This is a genomic window from Bacillus sp. J41TS8 (genome assembly GCF_018333035.1).
Lineage (GTDB): Bacteria > Bacillota > Bacilli > Bacillales > Bacillaceae > Bacillus > Bacillus paralicheniformis.
Genome location: NZ_BORF01000011.1, coordinates 38,282 through 55,495, shown reverse-complemented (window position 1 = coordinate 55,495; position 17,214 = coordinate 38,282). Strand labels below are relative to the sequence as shown.

General features: G+C 47.7%; 15 protein-coding genes. 13 read left to right on the top strand and 2 right to left on the bottom strand.

Translation table 11 applies throughout. From position 1 onward, the window contains the following. Positions 1–22 precede the first annotated feature (22 nt). Positions 23–940: an RluA family pseudouridine synthase gene (locus tag KI350_RS15090; protein WP_020450697.1), complete on the bottom strand. Its 918-nt coding sequence runs from the start codon at positions 938–940 to the stop codon at positions 23–25. A 112-nt stretch (positions 941–1,052) separates the two neighbouring features. On the opposite strand from KI350_RS15090, the gene KI350_RS15085 reads away from it, so the two are divergent. The 8 genes from KI350_RS15085 to KI350_RS15050 all read left to right on the top strand — a co-directional run bounded on the left by KI350_RS15085 (position 1,053) and on the right by KI350_RS15050 (position 9,035). Continuing rightward, positions 1,053–1,421 carry a YhcU family protein gene (locus tag KI350_RS15085; RefSeq protein WP_020450698.1) on the top strand — a complete coding sequence of 123 codons (369 nt, stop codon included), beginning with the start codon at positions 1,053–1,055 and terminating at the stop codon, positions 1,419–1,421. Between the two features lie 189 nt (positions 1,422–1,610). Then, positions 1,611–2,015: a CBS domain-containing protein gene (locus tag KI350_RS15080; RefSeq protein WP_373368040.1), complete on the top strand. Its 405-nt coding sequence runs from the start codon at positions 1,611–1,613 to the stop codon at positions 2,013–2,015. A gap of 138 nt (positions 2,016–2,153) precedes the next feature. Next, entirely contained in the window at positions 2,154–2,816 is a 663-nt protein-coding gene (locus KI350_RS15075) for an HAD family hydrolase (RefSeq protein ID WP_020450700.1), read from the top strand. A 23-nt stretch (positions 2,817–2,839) separates the two neighbouring features. After that, positions 2,840–4,378 carry a bifunctional GNAT family N-acetyltransferase/carbon-nitrogen hydrolase family protein gene (locus tag KI350_RS15070; protein WP_020450701.1) on the top strand — a complete coding sequence of 513 codons (1,539 nt, stop codon included), beginning with the start codon at positions 2,840–2,842 and terminating at the stop codon, positions 4,376–4,378. 334 nt (positions 4,379–4,712) lie between these two features. Next, on the top strand, positions 4,713–6,341 hold the full coding sequence (gene abc-f / locus KI350_RS15065; RefSeq protein WP_020450702.1) for a ribosomal protection-like ABC-F family protein: 1,629 nt from the start codon (positions 4,713–4,715) through the stop codon (positions 6,339–6,341). 245 nt (positions 6,342–6,586) lie between these two features. After that, a complete protein-coding gene (locus tag KI350_RS15060) occupies positions 6,587–7,387 on the top strand; it encodes a formate/nitrite transporter family protein (RefSeq protein WP_020450704.1) in 801 nt (266 codons plus the stop codon). Between the two features lie 353 nt (positions 7,388–7,740). Beyond that, positions 7,741–7,938: a hypothetical protein gene (locus KI350_RS15055; protein ID WP_048350328.1), complete on the top strand. Its 198-nt coding sequence runs from the start codon at positions 7,741–7,743 to the stop codon at positions 7,936–7,938. A 185-nt stretch (positions 7,939–8,123) separates the two neighbouring features. Beyond that, complete coding sequence (locus KI350_RS15050; RefSeq protein WP_020450706.1) at positions 8,124–9,035, top strand: AEC family transporter; 912 nt, start codon at positions 8,124–8,126, stop codon at positions 9,033–9,035. 94 nt (positions 9,036–9,129) lie between these two features. Here KI350_RS15050 and KI350_RS15045 read toward each other — a convergent pair whose 3' ends face one another. Beyond that, positions 9,130–10,122 carry a quinone oxidoreductase family protein gene (locus KI350_RS15045; RefSeq protein ID WP_025811830.1) on the bottom strand — a complete coding sequence of 331 codons (993 nt, stop codon included), beginning with the start codon at positions 10,120–10,122 and terminating at the stop codon, positions 9,130–9,132. A gap of 173 nt (positions 10,123–10,295) precedes the next feature. On the opposite strand from KI350_RS15045, the gene KI350_RS15040 reads away from it, so the two are divergent. From KI350_RS15040 to KI350_RS15020, 5 genes are all read left to right on the top strand, one after another. Next, positions 10,296–10,853 carry a glycerol-3-phosphate responsive antiterminator gene (locus KI350_RS15040; protein ID WP_020450708.1) on the top strand — a complete coding sequence of 186 codons (558 nt, stop codon included), beginning with the start codon at positions 10,296–10,298 and terminating at the stop codon, positions 10,851–10,853. Between the two features lie 226 nt (positions 10,854–11,079). Continuing rightward, positions 11,080–11,895 (top strand): MIP/aquaporin family protein, encoded by an 816-nt coding sequence (locus tag KI350_RS15035; protein WP_023856503.1) that lies wholly within the window; start codon positions 11,080–11,082, stop codon positions 11,893–11,895. A 44-nt stretch (positions 11,896–11,939) separates the two neighbouring features. Further along, on the top strand, positions 11,940–13,430 hold the full coding sequence (gene glpK / locus KI350_RS15030; RefSeq protein WP_023856504.1) for a glycerol kinase GlpK: 1,491 nt from the start codon (positions 11,940–11,942) through the stop codon (positions 13,428–13,430). Between the two features lie 145 nt (positions 13,431–13,575). Further along, positions 13,576–15,243 (top strand): glycerol-3-phosphate dehydrogenase, encoded by a 1,668-nt coding sequence (gene glpD / locus KI350_RS15025; protein ID WP_023856505.1) that lies wholly within the window; start codon positions 13,576–13,578, stop codon positions 15,241–15,243. Positions 15,244–15,427: 184 nt separating this feature from the next. After that, complete coding sequence (locus KI350_RS15020; RefSeq protein ID WP_020450712.1) at positions 15,428–17,173, top strand: phospho-sugar mutase; 1,746 nt, start codon at positions 15,428–15,430, stop codon at positions 17,171–17,173. Positions 17,174–17,214 lie beyond the last annotated feature (41 nt).

Genomic DNA, 17,214 nt, shown 5'->3' with positions numbered 1-17,214 from the left:
TTAATGGACAGCCTTTTTATGGTTAATCAATCGTGCCGAACAGTCGTCCGATTTCGTCTTTCAAGTCATCCGGCAGCGGTGCTGTGACAGTGACGCGTTCTTTTGTGATCGGATGGGTGACATTGATTTCGATCGCGTGAAGAGCCTGCCTCGGAAAAAGCCCTTCTGAACCGCCGTATAAAGTGTCGCCTGACAAAGGATGACCGATGCTTGCAAGGTGAACACGTATTTGGTGGGTTCGGCCTGTCTCCAGCTGCAGCCTGCATAGTGTAACATCGTGCCGGCTGTCATACCCTAACGATTCAAAATGGGTCACGGCGGGCTGTCCGGAATTGGACACCCTTCTTCTGACGGGATGGTACCTGTCTCTGCCGATCGGCGCCGAAATAGTTCCCGTTTTTTTTCTGAATTTCCCTTCCGCTACAGCTAGATATGTCCGCGCCAGTTCTTTTCTTTGCAGCTGTTCGTCTAAAAGGGCGTGGGCGAGGCGGTGCTTTGCAAAAACGACAGCGCCGCTCGTATCCTTGTCAAGACGGTGGACGTGCCGGACTTTTCGCTCCTCCCCGTTCATTTGAAAATAAAACGCCACAAGGTTGCTCAGCGTGCCGGTCTGGCCAGCTTCATTCGGATGTGTCGCCATTCCCGCCGGCTTATTGACAATGAGCATATGATCATCTTCAAACAGAACGGGAAGTTCTCCGTATTCAGGGACGATACCGCTTTCTTCTTCCTCTCTGAGATCGATCATTACGCTGTCTCCGCACTCAAGCTGAACGTTATGATCCACGGGTTTATGATTCACTTTAATTTTCTCATTTGCGATCCAGTATTGAATGACAGGCTTCGATGCTTTCGCTTCTCTTTTTAAATATGCAAATAAATGTTCGCCGTGATGCCGGCTGCCTGCGCTGAAGATTAAGCCGTGATTTTTTTGGTTCATTTTTACTGCTCCTTTCTGTAAAAAGCGTTGAGCCATTAGGAAACACTTACCTTCACAGCCCATTGTTTATGTATGCTATTCTGTTTGAAGAGATTTGAACAAGGGATGAAGGGTGATCAATTTGCGAATTGTAAAGGCAGCAACTGAAGAACAAGAAATTTATATAGAAGAGCTTGTATCAGAGCTGTATCAAATATTTCCATTGTACTTGAATAAACAAAAAATAAAAGAACTCAAAAAGCAGGGCGTGCTTGAATTGAAAGAGGATGAATACAAAGGAACGCTCGATGAAGCGTTTCAGATTATGACAAGCCTGCAATTGATTCATGCCTTATTAACTAAGGCGAAGCGCCGGTGGGTGCTGAAAGATCGTGATTTGTTCGATAAAAACTGCCGCAAGCTGAATGACTGCGGTCTGTACTTCCCTCTGACATCTGCCGACTTTCATATCGTGAATACCGACAATAAAATGCTGATGTAAAGCCGGGTTTGTCTGAATTGAAAGAGCTTGTTCCGTTTTCGGAAAAGCTCTTCTTTTTATGAAAAGATGATATAAGAAATAAGCGGAAAACACAATGAAATGGTGCCAACTTCCTTTTTAGCATGTGCATGACCTGTACATACTAACAATCGAAAGGGGTGCAGTCTATTGACGACAATCAGCAATGCGATGTCTAGACAAGTGGCAACAATTTCTTCCAATCAAACGGTTCAAGAAGCGGCTGAGTTGATGAGCCGCCATAATATAGGGGCGATCCCGGTCGTGGATCAAGGCGTGTTAAAAGGAATGATCACAGACCGTGATATCACGCTCAGAACGACAGCGGAAGGCCAGGATGGGCAGACACCTGTTTCAAACGTGATGACAACAAATGTTGTGTCAGGGAACCCGAACATGAGCCTTGAAGAAGCATCACAGATGATGGCTCAGAGTCAAATCCGCCGTCTGCCGATCGTCGAAAACAACCATTTAGTCGGGATTTTGGCGCTCGGGGATCTGGCGGTAAACGAAATGTCCAATGAATCTGCCGGACAGGCGCTTACGAACATTTCCACTCCGGCACGGACTCAGTAAGAACGGAAGAGCTTGCCTCTTACAGCAGGCTCTTCTTCATTTATACATACCGGTTTTTAGTGTCTTCTCTTTTCAAGGGGCGGCAAGAAGGATACAATGAATGGTGCAAACAGTCAAAAGGAGTTGGGCTAAAGCGCGATGATTAAAGCAGTGATATTTGATTTTGACGGTCTTATTTTAGATACAGAAACGCACGAATATGAAGTGCTCCAGGAAATTTTTGAAGAGCACGGCTCAGAGCTGCCAATGTCGGTTTGGGGAAATGTCATCGGCACGGCCGCCGGATTCCGGCCGTTCTCTTATTTGGAGGAACAGCTGCAAAAAAAGCTGGACCATGAGCAATTGACGAAATTGAGGCAAGAGCGTTTTACGAAAAGAATGGAAAGCGAAAAAGCGCGTCCCGGTGTGGAAGCTTATTTGTCCGCGGCGAAAGAGCTCGGTTTAAAAATCGGCCTGGCGTCAAGCTCGGATTATAAATGGGTGTCTCAGCATTTGAAACAAATCGGCCTGTACGATGATTTCGAGTGCATCAGAACGGCCGATGATGTTGAGGAAGTCAAACCGAACCCGGAACTCTATTTAAAAGCGGCGGAATGTCTCGGTGTGAAGCCTGAAGAGTGCATTGCGTTCGAAGATTCTGTCAACGGATCAATCGCCGCGAAAAGAGCCGGAATGAAATGTGTCATTGTACCGAATAAAGTAACGAAAAGCCTGCTGTTCGAGCATTATGACCACCGTTTGGAATCAATGGCGGAAATGGAGCTGGAACAGCTGATCGAAAAAATTTCCGACCCATCATAAAGAAGGCAGAGGAGGAATGGGACGTGTCTGAAAAACTGGATCTTTCCCGCTTTGAAAAAAAGATTGTCATCCGCAATATTGAAGAAAAAGATATCGACAGCATCATCGGGCTTCAAGAGCTATGTTTTCCGGGAATGATCCCATGGAAACGGGAACATCTGGAAAGCCATTTGGAACACTTCCCGGAAGGCCAGTTTTGCGCAGAGCTTGACGGAGAAGTGATCGGTTCCTGTTCAAGCCTGTTGATCAACTTTGATGAATATGATGACAGACATACATGGCAGGATATTACAGACGACGGGTATATTACGAATCATAATCCCGACGGCTTAAACATGTACGGGATCGAGGTTATGGTTCATCCTGAATACAGACGGATGAAGATCGGCCACCGTCTCTATGAAGCGCGTAAAGATCTGGCAAGGCGCTTAAATTTAAAGAGCATTATCATCGGCGGCAGGATTCCGAACTATCATAAGTACGCTTCCGAGATGACGCCGAGGGAGTATGTCGAACAAGTCATCCACCACCAGATCTATGATCCGGTCCTTTCGTTTCAACTGTTGAACGGATTTACGATGATGAGGATCAACCCGAACTATCTCCCGGATGACAGAGCATCAAGCAAATATGCGACATTGATGGAGTGGAATAATGTCGACTACTTGCCGCAGACGAAGCGCTATTACAAATCAGCTTTTCCGGTGAGAATCTGTGTGATTCAATATGAGATGAAGCAGATTCATTCCTTCGAGGAGTTTGCCAACCAAGTCGAATACTATGCAGATGTAGCTTCAGACGCGGGAGCGGATTTTGCCGTCTATCCCGAAATCTTTACGACGCAGCTGATGTCGTTTCTTGAAGAGCGCTCACCGAGCCTGGCCGTTCAGCGGATTACCGAATATACAGAAGACTATATCAGCCTGTTCACAGATCTTGCCGTTAAATACAATGTCAACATTATCGGCGGTTCCCACTTCGTTGAAGAAGAAGGGAAGATCTACAATATCGCTTACTTGTTCAGAAGAGACGGAACGATCGAAAAGCAATATAAGCTTCATATTACCCCGAATGAACGAAAATGGTGGGGCATCAGCAGGGGGGACGAAGTGCGCGTCTTTGACACAGACTGCGGCAAAATCGCGATCCAGATCTGCTATGACATCGAGTTCCCGGAACTCGGCAGAATCGCAACCGAAAAAGGGGCCAAGATTATTTTTACCCCTTTCTGCACGGAAGACCGCCAAGGCTACTTGCGAGTCAGATACTGCGCTCAAGCAAGAGCGGTTGAAAATCAGGTGTACACGGTTATTTCCGGTACGGTCGGCAATCTGCCGCAAACCGAAAATATGGATATCCAATATGCGCAATCCGCGATTTTCGCTCCTTCAGATTTTGAATTCGCAAGGGACGGAATCGTCGGCGAATGCAATCCGAACATTGAAATGGTGGTCATCGGCGATGTCGACCTGGAAATTCTCAGAAGGCAGCGGCAGGACGGAACGGTCCGGCAGCTCAAAGACAGACGCCATGACATCTACCGGATTCATTATCAAAAATAGCAGATTCGTGTGCCGGCCGCTTGAGGCCGGCTTTTCATGTTGACTTTTCTCTCTATTTTTCATATATTGTAACTATTAAAAGGAGGTGGAAAAGATGAATCAAACTGGTAAGCGCATGACGGATATGCAAGCTCATCTGTATATTTGTCGCGCGATTTTTTCCGGGGAATGCGTATTACGGGATCAGTCTGCCCTTTTTTACACATTCAATTGGAAAAAATACCAGTGAGAGACATCTGCCCACAATCGGATTTTCTGATGCTGACGGCGGGGTGTAAGCTCTGCCGTCTTTTTTATGCTCAGTGTCTCTTCACGGGATGCGGAGGAAAGATAGATGATAATATGCAGTTTGCAACGTGTCGGGCAAACATACGGAGGACATACGATTTTCAGCGGGCTGTCATGGGACCTGCACCAAGGGGAGCGAATCGGTCTGATCGGACGAAACGGGGAAGGGAAAACGACGTTGTTAAAGCTGATCGGCGGCCAAATGAAACCTGATGAAGGCCTTGTGACTTGGAAAAAAGGATTATCAACGGGGCTCTTGGAGCAAAATCCCGCATGGGACGGCAGGAAAACGGTAAAAGAGCTGCTCTATGACGTTTTTTCATCATTATGGGACACACAGCAGAAGCTTTCCCGGATTGAACGGCAATTGGCGGTTGAAAAGGACGCGGAAAAACTCAGTCTTCTTTTGGAAAAGTACGGGGCTTTGCAAGATGAATTTCAGCGAAAAGGCGGCTACGGCATCAGTGCGCAAATCGAACGGGTGGCGCACGGTTTGAATATTGAGCGGCTACTCGATGCCGAGTGGCGGGAGTTAAGCGGAGGAGAACGGACGAAAGCGGGTCTTGCCAGGCTTCTCTTGGCAGCTCCGGATCTGCTTTTGCTGGATGAACCGACAAACCATTTGGATTTGACAGCGATCGAATGGCTGACATCTTTTTTAAAGCAGTACAAAGGCACAGCAGTCATCGTATCGCATGATCGCTATTTCCTGGATGAAGCGGTCACCTCAATTCTTGAAATCGACCAGGGAGAGCTTCACTTTTCCAAAGGCGGCTATACACATTATGCCGATGAACGGGAAGAGCGCCTCATGAGAGAATTTCATGACTATCAGGATCAGCAGAAGAAAATCAAAAAAATGAAGGAAACGATCAAGCGGCTGAAGGAATGGGCGAATCGCGCCAATCCTCCGAATGACGGCCTGCACCGGCGAGCGAAAAGCATGGAAAAAGCTTTGGAACGCATGGGGAAGGTGAAAAAACCCGTACTGGAACGCAAAAAGATCGATTTAGCTTTCAGCATGGATGAACGAAGCGGAAAAGATGTCGTCAGGCTTGAGGATGTCTGCAAAAGCTTCGGTGAGCGGTTGCTTTTTGACAATCTCAATATGCATGTCCGTTTTCAGGAGCGCGCCGCCATCGTCGGAGAGAACGGCAGCGGCAAAACGACGCTGCTCAACATCATTAGCGGGAAGGAAACGCCGGACAGCGGTGACGTGCAGCTTGGCAGCAATTTATCGGCCGCATATCTGACGCAGCATGTCGGCGAAATGGAGGAAGAGCGCACGGTTTTAGCCGAATTCCGTGAACATGTTTCTGCATCAGAAGGCGAAGCCAGAATGTTGCTTGCAAAGTTTTTGTTTTTCGGCCAATCCGTCTTTCAAAAAGTGAAAAATTTAAGCGGAGGCGAACGGATGCGGCTCCGCTTGGCCCAGCTCGTTCACCAAAACCATAATGTGCTGATCCTCGATGAGCCGACAAACCATTTGGATATCGAATCGAAGGAGATGCTTGAAGAAGCATTAAGCCAATTTCAAGGGACGATTATTGCGGTTTCGCACGACAGATACTTTCTTGACCGGCTTTTCAATGTTACCTGGTGGCTTGACGGCAAGAAACTCGTCAAGTATGAAGGGAACTATACATTCGCAAGAGAGAAACGGCGGCAGGGTTGACACATTTTTATCACATTTGATAGGATATTGCTACAGTTATAGAAGGCAAAAGCAATGGAATGTATGCACGGACTGTATATATTCTCTTTCGATATCTTAATACTGCTTGATTTTGTTGTATGGGTATGCATACAAGTTAGGCAGCATTCAAACGCCTGGTTGACACAGGTTATTTGAGTGCTGCCTTTTTTTATTGTCTTTCTGCCATAACTGTGAGAAAAGAAGAAATCATGGAGGGGTTTAGTATGGCTTTTCGAAAACCGGATGAAATAGCGGATGCGGCAATTGAAGCAGGAATGAAAAAAGTACAGCTCCCGCTGCCGGCTCTGCTTGTATTGGGGTTTTTAGGCGGCGCATTTATCGCGCTTGGGTACTTGCTTGATATCAGGGTAATCGGCGACCTGCCGAAAGAATGGGGAAGCCTGTCCAGCCTGATCGGAGCTGCCGTATTTCCTGTCGGTCTGATACTTGTGGTGCTCGCTGGCGCTGAATTGATCACAGGGAATATGATGTCCGTTGCGATGGCTTTATTTTCAAGAAAAATATCACTGAAACAATTGGCGGTTAACTGGGGAATCGTTACGATGATGAACTTAATCGGCGCACTGTTTGTTGCTTACTTTTTCGGACATTTGGTTGGATTGACTGAAACAGGCCCTTATTTAGAAAAAACGATCGCCGTTGCACAAGGAAAACTGGATATGAGCTTCGGCAAGGTTCTCATTTCCGGCATCGGCTGTAACTGGCTTGTATGTCTTGCGGTATGGCTTTCTTTCGGCGCCCAAGACGGAGCAGGAAAAATCCTTGGCATCTGGTTCCCAATTATGGCTTTTGTGGCCATCGGATTTCAGCACGTTGTCGCCAACATGTTTGTGATTCCCGCAGCCATTTTTGCAGGCTCGTTCACATGGGGGCAGTTTATCGGAAACATCATTCCGGCTTTTATCGGCAATGTCATTGGCGGAGCCGTGTTTGTCGGTCTCATTTATTTTATTGGATACCACAAGAAAGACCGCTCCAGACAAGAAATAAAGCGGGTATCATAAACAAAGGGCAAATCCATCCGATGAAACATACAAATGCCGTCCGTTTTTGGAAAAAGATGATGATGAAATGGGATTAGGCGGGTGTGCTTACAAAGTAAGAAAAAAGCAACGGAGCTGAACGACAATGAGACAGCAACGTCAACCTGAATGTGATACACAAGGAAAAGCTCATGGCTCATTCATCCTGCGGAAGAGTTCGTGTCCTTCCTTAACCAATGCTTATCGCACTCATTAAAATCGGAATAGACGGACATCCGCAACTCCCCGCAGACAGTAGAGGCATCGGTTGTCTTCTTTTGTCTGCGGTTTTTATTTGCCCGCGGAAAGGGGGGGGAGTGATATATGGAAGTTTCATGATGACAGTGAAAAAGGCAGTTACATTTGCCCAAACCAGCAAGACCGAAAAGGCTGCCGGTCATATAAAAATCCTGAAACATGCCGATTGCTTGAGCACTGCCAAGATCAAAGAACCGCCAGAAAGTCATCACCCGGCATATATGGGAGGCCCACAAAATCGTTTGTCTGTTTCAGGGAAAACAGAATGTGAGTGAACAAGTTCCCTCACAGCCGCATCCCAGAACATGAAGAAGATTGCCGCACACCTAGCCAAGCAGGGCCGGGTATACGGGAGCTCTTTTTCTGCAAACGGGCTGGAAACCCCGTTGAAAACAAACGGAATTTTCTATATGATTGATAGTATTAATGAGAACGGTTATACATAAAAAGAAGGTGCATCATGGAGTTTGTGCTTGTTTTACTGCCGGTTTTCGGGATATTTGCGATCGGGTTCATCGGACAAAAGCTGCTTCATTTTGATATTCAGAACCTATCTAAAATGTCCCTGTATTTAATGTCTCCGTTTTTAGCGTTTGATACGTTTTATGAGAACAAGCTGACGATGGATTATATCTATATGTCTGTCTATTGTCTCGGCCTCTGTTTCATTTTGATTCTATTTGTCTACCTCATTTCATATGTTCACGGGTATTCCAATCAGGAGCGATGCGCTCTCGTTTTATCATCCGCTTTCATGAATAACGGAAACTACGGCACTCCCGTCGTCCTGCTTGTCTACGGCACGGCCGGGCTTGATATCGCCGTTGTGCTGATGGTGCTTCAGCAGCTTGTCATGAGCACGATCGGCATATATTATGCAGCGAAAGGAAGCCCTGAAGCGGGCGGATTTAAAATTGTGATGACAAGGGTTATCCGGATGCCGGTCGCATACGGTGCGCTGCTCGGCATATGCTTTCAGCTGGGGCATATTTCGATTCCCGAACAGTTAATGACAGGAATTAAATTGGTAGGGGACGCCGCGATTCCGACGATCATGATTATTCTCGGCATGCAGCTTGCGGTGATCTCCTTTCAACATATCGAATACCGGAAAATTTCCTACTCGCTCTTGCTGAAATTATTCGTGTCTCCGCTCATTGCCTTGGGGTTTGCGCTGATTCTTCCCGTCGACGGACTGGTCAAACAGATCATGGTGTTGGCGGCCGCCATGCCGACGGCGGCGAATACAACTTTGATGGCGGTGCAGTTTGAAACAAAGCCGGAAATCGTTTCAAGCGCGACTTTTATCAGTACAATGCTCAGCATCGTCACCCTACCGGTCGTGCTGTGGCTGCTTTCATTATGGGGCTGACCTGAATCTTTCAGGCGGCCTTTTTTTCCGGCGAAACCAAAAAGGCAGCTTGAAACGGCGGCTGATGACATGGCAAGCCGCCGTTCCCCAGAGGTTACCCGCCTATTTGCAATGCGATATTTCCAAACTGCTCTCCGTCTTTCATCCGTTTAAAGGCTGCAACCGCTTCTGATAAAGGAAACACTTGATCAAGCACCGGCTTAAGGGAATGGCGTTCGATAAAATCAATCATTTGCCGAAATTCTTCGAGGCTGCCCATCGAAGTGCCGATGATGCTGATCTGCGGGAAAAAGAGCGAGCGCAGCGGAAGCTGGATGCTGTCTCCCGAGCTGGCGCCGAAATTGATGATCCTTCCGTTCGGCTTGATGACATCGAAATAATTCGCAAAAGTTGCCGGACCGATGCTGTCGAGGATTAAATCAACCCGTTCCCCGCCCAAGCTTTCTTTCCACAGACCGCGGCTTTCAATTGCGAGATCCGCCCCATAGCGGAGCGCTTCTTTTCTTTTTTCTTCGCTTCGGGAGGTTACAGTCACCCGCGCGCCCGCTGCCTTTGCCATGAGCACTGCATTTGTGGCGACGCCTCCGCCGACTCCCGGTATTAAGATGTGTTCGCCTTTTTTTAAATGTCCTTTCGTAAATAAAGCCCTGTAAGCGGTCAGAGCGGATAAAGGCAAGACGCCTGCTTCCTCCCAGGAAAGGTGCGCCGGTTTTTTCAACACGTGCTTCGCCGGGACGATGACATGCTCTGCGAAGGTTCCGTCAGATGGGCCGCCGAGAATGTCGGGTACTTGCGGAACAGAATCCGTATATTCCCAGCCGATGCTCGGATTAATGATCACCTCTGTATGAACGGCGAGGCCCTGAACGCCTTCGCCTGTCTCTTCGATCGTGCCTGCTCCGTCGGAGCCGGGTATAAATGGGGCATCACCCGCCTCCCTGGATTGAAAGAGGAACAAGTCACGGTGGTTCAGTCCGGCCGCTTTCAGTCTGATTTTGACTTCACCCGGACCGGGCGTTTTGTCGGAAACATCTGTATATTTCAGCCCTGAAAGGCCCTTGATTCCTTCATGGATGATCGCTTTCATAAAAAATTCCCTCCATTCGAGTTGGTTGTGTTAAATTATGGACATGAATGAAGGTAAATGTAAAATGATTTGCCCGGGGACCGCGAGCGGCTTCTGTTTATAAAGGATTGCAATGAGGCGGAAATTCCATTAGTGTAATACAGAAGCAAGATAGCAAGTGAAGGAGATGGAACATGAGTTTTCACGATCAAAAAATTTTACCTGCGGTACGCAATATGAAGCAGTTTGATACATTCCTGGACAGCCCATTTTCATACGGGGTTCTGCTTGACATCCACCTTGGACAGCTGGGGGGTGTCATCAGCGCGGCCAGATCCCATGGGAAAAAAATGTTTGTGCACGTCGATTTGATCCAAGGAATTAAGCATGATGAATACGGTGCGGAATTCATTTGCCAGGAAATGAAGCCGGCGGGGATTCTTTCTACAAGATCAAGCGTTATTGCCAAAGCAAAGCAGAAGAAAGTGTATGCGATCCAGCGCATGTTTTTAATCGACACAAGCGCCATGAAGAAGAGTATTGAATTGGTGAAAAAGCACAGACCCGACTATATAGAAGTGCTTCCCGGAGTGGTGCCGGAACTGATCAAGGAAGTCAAAGAAAAAACCGGCATTCCGATCTTTGCGGGCGGGTTTATCCGTACTGAAAAAGACGTCGAGCAGGCGCTTGCAGCAGGGGCTTCCGCAGTCACCACCTCAGACACTGATTTATGGAAAAAATACTGGAAGTAAAAATTTAAAATGTGAAAAATTATTGACAACGCTTTCACTATACGATACGATTTTACTAAGTTAATACATTGTGACGGAGACCCGGAGACCACAGCAGTTCTTTACTCAATGATGTAAAGAAAGTTTGCTGTGTTTTTTTATGGTCTTATAGACACAGTGGAAAAGGTGAGCCTATGGTGTTCATCTTTAAAATAACACTTCATAATAGATTTTAGGAGGGATAGCCTTGACAGCATTTTGGGGGGAAGTTATCGGAACGATGCTGCTCATCGTCTTTGGAGCAGGAGTTTGTGCAGGAGTTAATTTGAAAAAATCGCTGTCCCATCAATCCGGATGGATTGTGATCGTCTTCGGCTGGGGGCTTGGCGTGGCCATGGCGGTATATGCCGTCGGCGGCATCAGCGGAGCGCATTTAAATCCCGCCGTTACATTGGGGCTGGCATTTGTCGGAGATTTTCCTTGGAAAGAAGTGCCTTCCTATATTTTGGGACAGATGATCGGCGCATTTTTAGGAGCGGTGCTCGTTTTTCTTCACTACTTGCCGCACTGGAAAGAAACCGAGGATCAAGGCGCGAAACTGGGAGTATTTTCGACAGGTCCGGCGATTCCAAATACATTTGCAAACCTGTTCAGTGAAACATTGGGGACTTTTGTTCTCGTTCTCGGACTTTTAGCGATCGGTGCAAACAAGTTTACTGACGGACTGAATCCGCTTGTTGTCGGATTTCTGATCGTGGCGATCGGGATCTCGCTCGGCGGAACAACAGGCTATGCGATTAATCCTGCCCGCGATCTGGGGCCGAGAATTGCCCACTTTGTCCTTCCGATTGCAGGCAAAGGGAGTTCAAATTGGAAGTACGCGTGGATTCCTGTTTTAGGACCGGCGCTCGGCGGTTCATTTGCAGGTGTTTTTTACAACGCCGCATTCAAAGGGCACATCACCAACACATTTTGGATTGTAAGCGTTATATTAGTTGTGATATTGTTAGGTTTCTATATTCATATGAAAAAACAGTCGGTTGATCAATCGGTCAACATTTAAAAAAAACGCAATCTTAACAGACATATAAGGGGGAGTTTTAAAAAATGGAAAAATACATTTTGTCTCTTGATCAAGGCACCACAAGCACAAGGGCGATTGTTTTCAACAAAGCAGGCGAAATCGTCCATATTGCGCAAAAAGAATTTCAACAATATTTTCCAAACCCCGGCTGGGTTGAACATAATGCAAATGAAATCTGGGGCTCGGTTCTGTCGGTGATCGCTTCTGCGCTTTCAGAATCGGGGATCGAAGCCGGACAAATTGCCGGAATCGGGATCACAAACCAGCGGGAAACGACCGTGGTTTGGGATAAACATACCGGCAAACCGGTCTACAACGCGATTGTGTGGCAGTCCCGCCAATCGGCGGAAATATGCCAGGAATTGAGAGAGAAAGGCTATGAAGAGACGATCAGAGAAAAAACAGGTCTTTTAATTGATCCTTATTTCTCAGGCACGAAGGTGAAATGGATTTTGGATCATGTGGAAGGGGCACGGGAGAAAGCTGAAAACGGCGACCTTCTCTTCGGTACGATCGATTCTTGGCTCATCTGGAAAATGTCCGGCGGAAAAGCGCATGTGACAGATTATTCAAACGCCTCAAGAACATTGATGTTCAACATCTATGACCTAAAATGGGATGATGAACTTCTCGATATTCTCGGCGTGCCGAAATCGATGCTTCCGGAAGTCAAGCCTTCATCGCATGTATACGCTGAAACGGTCGATTATCATTTCTTCGGCAAAAACATTCCGATTGCAGGTGCAGCCGGCGACCAGCAGGCAGCATTGTTCGGGCAGGCTTGCTTTGAAGAGGGAATGGTTAAGAACACGTATGGAACAGGCTGCTTTATGCTGATGAACACCGGCGAAAAAGCGATCAAATCAGAGCACGGCCTGCTGACGACAATCGCCTGGGGCATCGACGGAAAGGTGGAATATGCGCTGGAAGGCAGCGTCTTCGTCGCAGGTTCCGCTATTCAATGGCTCCGTGATGGGCTGAGAATGTTTAAAGACGCCAAAGAAAGTGAAAAATACGCTGTAAGAGCAGAATCTGCCGATGGTGTTTATGTGGTCCCTGCATTTGTAGGTTTAGGCACGCCTTATTGGGACAGCGATGTCCGCGGCGCTGTATTCGGACTGACCCGGGGTACGACGAAAGAGCATTTTGTCAGAGCAACGCTTGAAGCGCTTGCCTATCAAACGAAAGACGTGCTTGACGCAATGAAGGAAGACTCCGGGATCTCGGTGAAAACGCTGAGAGTCGACGGCGGAGCTGTCAAAAACAACTTCCTGATGGATTTTCAGGGCGACATTTTGGATGTCCCTGTAGAACGTCCTGAAATCAATGAAACAACAGCGCTCGGTTCAGCCTATTTAGCGGGCCTTGCCGTCGGCTTCTGGAGCGATCGTTCCGAGATTAAAGACCAATGGCAGCTTGACAAACGTTTTGAACCGAAAATGGAAGAAAAAGAGCGTGAGAGTCTGTACAGCGGGTGGAAGAAAGCTGTAAATGCAGCTAGGGCTTTTAAATAAGCCGCATGTATGTTACAATCTAATTAAGTTAATAGAAACGGTTGGAGAAGAGGAGAGACCGCAGGCACCAAAGCAGTATCAGCGCTTTGGATGTTTGTGGTCTCTTTTTCTATTTTTTACCGTGACAACAAGGGAGGACATGAACATGGAATCATTATTTTCAAGCCGTAAACGGGACGATATTTTACAGAATATGACGAAGCAGAAGTATGACGTGTTTATTATCGGCGGAGGGATTACAGGTGCAGGGACGGCATTGGACGCCGCATCGCGCGGAATGAAAACGGCGCTTTGCGAAATGCAGGACTTTGCGGCCGGAACGTCAAGCCGCTCCACGAAACTCGTACACGGCGGACTTCGCTATTTAAAGCAATTTGAAGTGAAAATGGTAGCTGAGGTCGGCAAAGAGCGGGCGATCGTCTATGAAAACGGGCCGCATGTGACAACGCCCGAATGGATGCTGCTTCCGATGCATAAGGGAGGCACTTTCGGCAAATTCAGCACGTCAATCGGACTGAGGGTGTACGACTTTTTAGCAGGCGTCAAAAAAGCTGAGCGGAGGAGCATGCTGAATGCCGAAGAAACGCTTCAAAAAGAGCCGCTCGTGAAAAAGAACGGTCTGAAAGGCGGCGGCTATTATGTCGAATACCGGACGGATGACGCCAGGCTGACGATCGAAGTCATGAAAGAAGCAGTTAAATTCGGAGCCGAGGCTGTCAATTATGCGAAAGTAAGCGATTTTATTTATGAAAACGGCAAGGTCACCGGCGTGGTCATTGAAGACGTCTTCACGAAAAAAACATACCGCGTCCACGCGAAAAAAATCGTCAATGCCGCGGGTCCGTGGGTTGACCGTCTGCGGGAAAAAGACCATTCAAAAGAAGGCAAACACCTTCAGCATACAAAAGGCGTGCATCTTGTTTTTGATCAATCGGTCTTTCCTTTAAAACAAGCCGTTTATTTTGATACACCCGACGGCCGCATGGTGTTCGCGATTCCGAGAGACGGTAAGGCATATGTCGGCACAACGGACACCGTCTACAACGAGGATCTGGAACATCCTCGAATGACGACTGCAGACAGGGATTATGTCATTAATGCCATCAACTATATGTTCCCTGAACTGGGAATCAAGGCCGAGGATGTCGAATCAAGCTGGGCTGGGCTCAGACCGCTGATTCATGAAGAAGGAAAAGACCCATCCGAGATTTCCCGGAAAGATGAGATCTGGACTTCTGAATCCGGACTGATCACGATTGCCGGCGGAAAGCTGACCGGCTACAGAAAAATGGCTGAGCATATCGTTGATCTTGTCAGAGACCGATTAAAAGAAGAGGGCGGCAGAGACTTCGGTCCTTGCAGAACAAAAACGATGCCGATCTCAGGCGGCCATATCGGCGGCTCCAAAAATCTCGAGGATTTTATTCGAGCGAAAGCAGCCGAAGGGATCAAGGCTGGACTGTCCGAAGAGACGGCCAGACAGATCGCCGCACGATACGGTTCGAACGCAGACCGCCTGTTTGATCGTGTTCCATCCCTAAAAGATGAAGCAGCAGAACGCCGCATTCCTGTCCATGTACTGGCAGAAATGGATTACGGGATCGAGGAAGAAATGGCTGCCGTCCCGGCAGACTTCTTCGTGCGCAGAACGGGTGCGCTGTTCTTTGACATCAATTGGGTCCGCACTTACAAAGACAGCCTTACGGACTACATGAGCGAGAAGCTGAACTGGGATGGCGAAACGAAGGCCCGGCATGTCCAGGTCTTGGAAGGACTTCTTCACGACGCTGTTGTCCCGCTGGAAAGCAGATAATTGATCGGGTCAAATGACCTTGATGAAATTTCGTTAAAAATCAATCGAATGGCCTAACGTGAGGCTGTCTTGATCAGGCAGCCTCATTTTTGTCGTTCGGCATGCTAAATTTGGACAAAGCGGCTGTTTGTCGATATGATAAAAGAAAAGCTGCAATTATTTAGCTGGAATATTGGAGGTAATCATGAGCTGGAGAACGAGCTATGAACGCTGGAGAAACAGAGAAAACTTAGATTCCGAATTAAAATCGCTTCTTCTGGAAGCTGAAGGAAATGAAAAAGAATTAGAGGATTGCTTTTATAAAAAACTTGAGTTTGGTACAGCCGGCATGCGCGGAGAGATCGGACCCGGTCCGAACCGCATGAACGTTTATACGGTTCGCAAAGCATCGGCGGGCCTTGCCGCATACATAGGAGCGAACGGCGAAGAAGCAAAAAAGCGCGGCGTTGTGATCGCGTACGATTCCCGCCACAAATCGCCTGAATTCGCAATGGAAGCTGCTAAAACGCTCGCAGAAAACGGCGTTCAAACGTACGTGTTTGACGAACTGTGCCCGACACCTGAACTTTCCTTTGCGGTAAGAGAACTGAATGCGTTTGCAGGTATTGTCATCACGGCGAGCCATAACCCGCCTGAATACAACGGCTATAAAGTCTACGGAGAGGACGGCGCGCAGCTTCCGCCTGCTGATGCCGACAAACTCATCGGCTATGTCAATGCGATTGAAAACGAACTGGAGATCGAAGCCGGCGATGAAGCTGCTTTAACCGAAAAAGGGCTGATCAAAATAATCGGCGAGGAAATCGATCAAGCGTATCTTGATAAACTGACATCGATTTCTGTCAATCCTGATCTGGCAAAGGAAACTGAAGTCAAAGTCATTTTCACCCCGCTGCACGGCACGGCAAACAAATCCGTAAGACGCGGCTTGAAAGCTCTCGGATATGAACATGTCACAGTCGTCCCTGAACAGGAGCTGCCTGACCCTGACTTTTCGACCGTGTCTTCTCCTAATCCGGAAGAGCACGCCGCTTTTGAATATGCGATCAGGCTCGGAGAAGAAAAAGGAGCCGATATTCTGATCGGAACCGATCCCGACGCGGACCGCCTCGGCGTCGCTGTAAAGGATCAAGAAGGCCGCTACACGGTGCTGACAGGAAATCAAACCGGCGCGCTGCTTTTGCATTATCTGCTATCGCAAAAACAGCAGAAAGGCACGCTGCCTGATAACGGAGTCGTTCTGAAAACGATTGTGACGAGCGAAATGGGGCGCGACATCGCCGCTTCTTTCGGACTTGACACGATCGACACGCTGACCGGCTTTAAATTCATCGGAGAAAAAATCAAACAATTTGAAGCATCGGGCGAATACGCTTTCCAATTCGGTTATGAGGAAAGCTACGGCTACTTGATCGGCGATTTCGCAAGAGACAAGGATGCCGTCCAGGCCGCACTGCTCGCCGTTGAAGTATGCGCCTTCTATAAAAAGCAGGGAAAATCGCTGTATGACGGGCTCCTCGAATTGTATAAATCGTTCGGCTTCTATAGAGAAGGCTTGAAGTCCCTGACCTTAAAAGGAAAAGAGGGAGCGGAGCAAATCGCAGCCATCCTCAGCACATTCAGAGAACAGCCGCCTCTTTCCATCGCCGGAAAAGACGTTGTATCCGCAGAAGACTATTTGACAGGGAAGCGGACGCTGCTGAAGGAAAACAAAACAGAAACGATCGATCTGCCGACATCCAATGTTTTGAAATATTTCCTTGAAGACGGCTCATGGTTCTGCCTCCGTCCATCTGGCACAGAGCCTAAAGTGAAATTTTATTTCGCGGTCAAAGGCCGAACAAATGAAGACAGTGAAGCGCTTCTCCATCAATTGACAGATGAAGTGATGAAAAAAATCGATGATATTGTAAAAGCGACTTCAAATTGATAATTGCTGAAAACCCGCCTTGCTACACGGCGGGTTTTCAA

Excerpts from the sequence above, each read along its gene's own strand:
- KI350_RS15020 (WP_020450712.1), top strand. The coding sequence starts at position 15,428 with ATGAGCTGGAGAACGAGCTATGAACGCTGGAGAAACAGAGAAAACTTA.
- KI350_RS15060 (WP_020450704.1), top strand. The coding sequence starts at position 6,587 with ATGGCTTTTCGAAAACCGGATGAAATAGCGGATGCGGCAATTGAAGCA.
- KI350_RS15090 (WP_020450697.1), bottom strand. The coding sequence starts at position 940 with ATGAACCAAAAAAATCACGGCTTAATCTTCAGCGCAGGCAGCCGGCAT.
- KI350_RS15075 (WP_020450700.1), top strand. The coding sequence starts at position 2,154 with ATGATTAAAGCAGTGATATTTGATTTTGACGGTCTTATTTTAGATACA.
- glpK (WP_023856504.1), top strand. The coding sequence starts at position 11,940 with ATGGAAAAATACATTTTGTCTCTTGATCAAGGCACCACAAGCACAAGG.
- KI350_RS15045 (WP_025811830.1), bottom strand. The coding sequence starts at position 10,122 with ATGAAAGCGATCATCCATGAAGGAATCAAGGGCCTTTCAGGGCTGAAA.
- KI350_RS15040 (WP_020450708.1), top strand. The coding sequence starts at position 10,296 with ATGAGTTTTCACGATCAAAAAATTTTACCTGCGGTACGCAATATGAAG.
- glpD (WP_023856505.1), top strand. The coding sequence starts at position 13,576 with ATGGAATCATTATTTTCAAGCCGTAAACGGGACGATATTTTACAGAAT.
- KI350_RS15080 (WP_373368040.1), top strand. The coding sequence starts at position 1,611 with ATGTCTAGACAAGTGGCAACAATTTCTTCCAATCAAACGGTTCAAGAA.
- KI350_RS15050 (WP_020450706.1), top strand. The coding sequence starts at position 8,124 with ATGGAGTTTGTGCTTGTTTTACTGCCGGTTTTCGGGATATTTGCGATC.
- KI350_RS15055 (WP_048350328.1), top strand. The coding sequence starts at position 7,741 with ATGATGACAGTGAAAAAGGCAGTTACATTTGCCCAAACCAGCAAGACC.
- abc-f (WP_020450702.1), top strand. The coding sequence starts at position 4,713 with ATGATAATATGCAGTTTGCAACGTGTCGGGCAAACATACGGAGGACAT.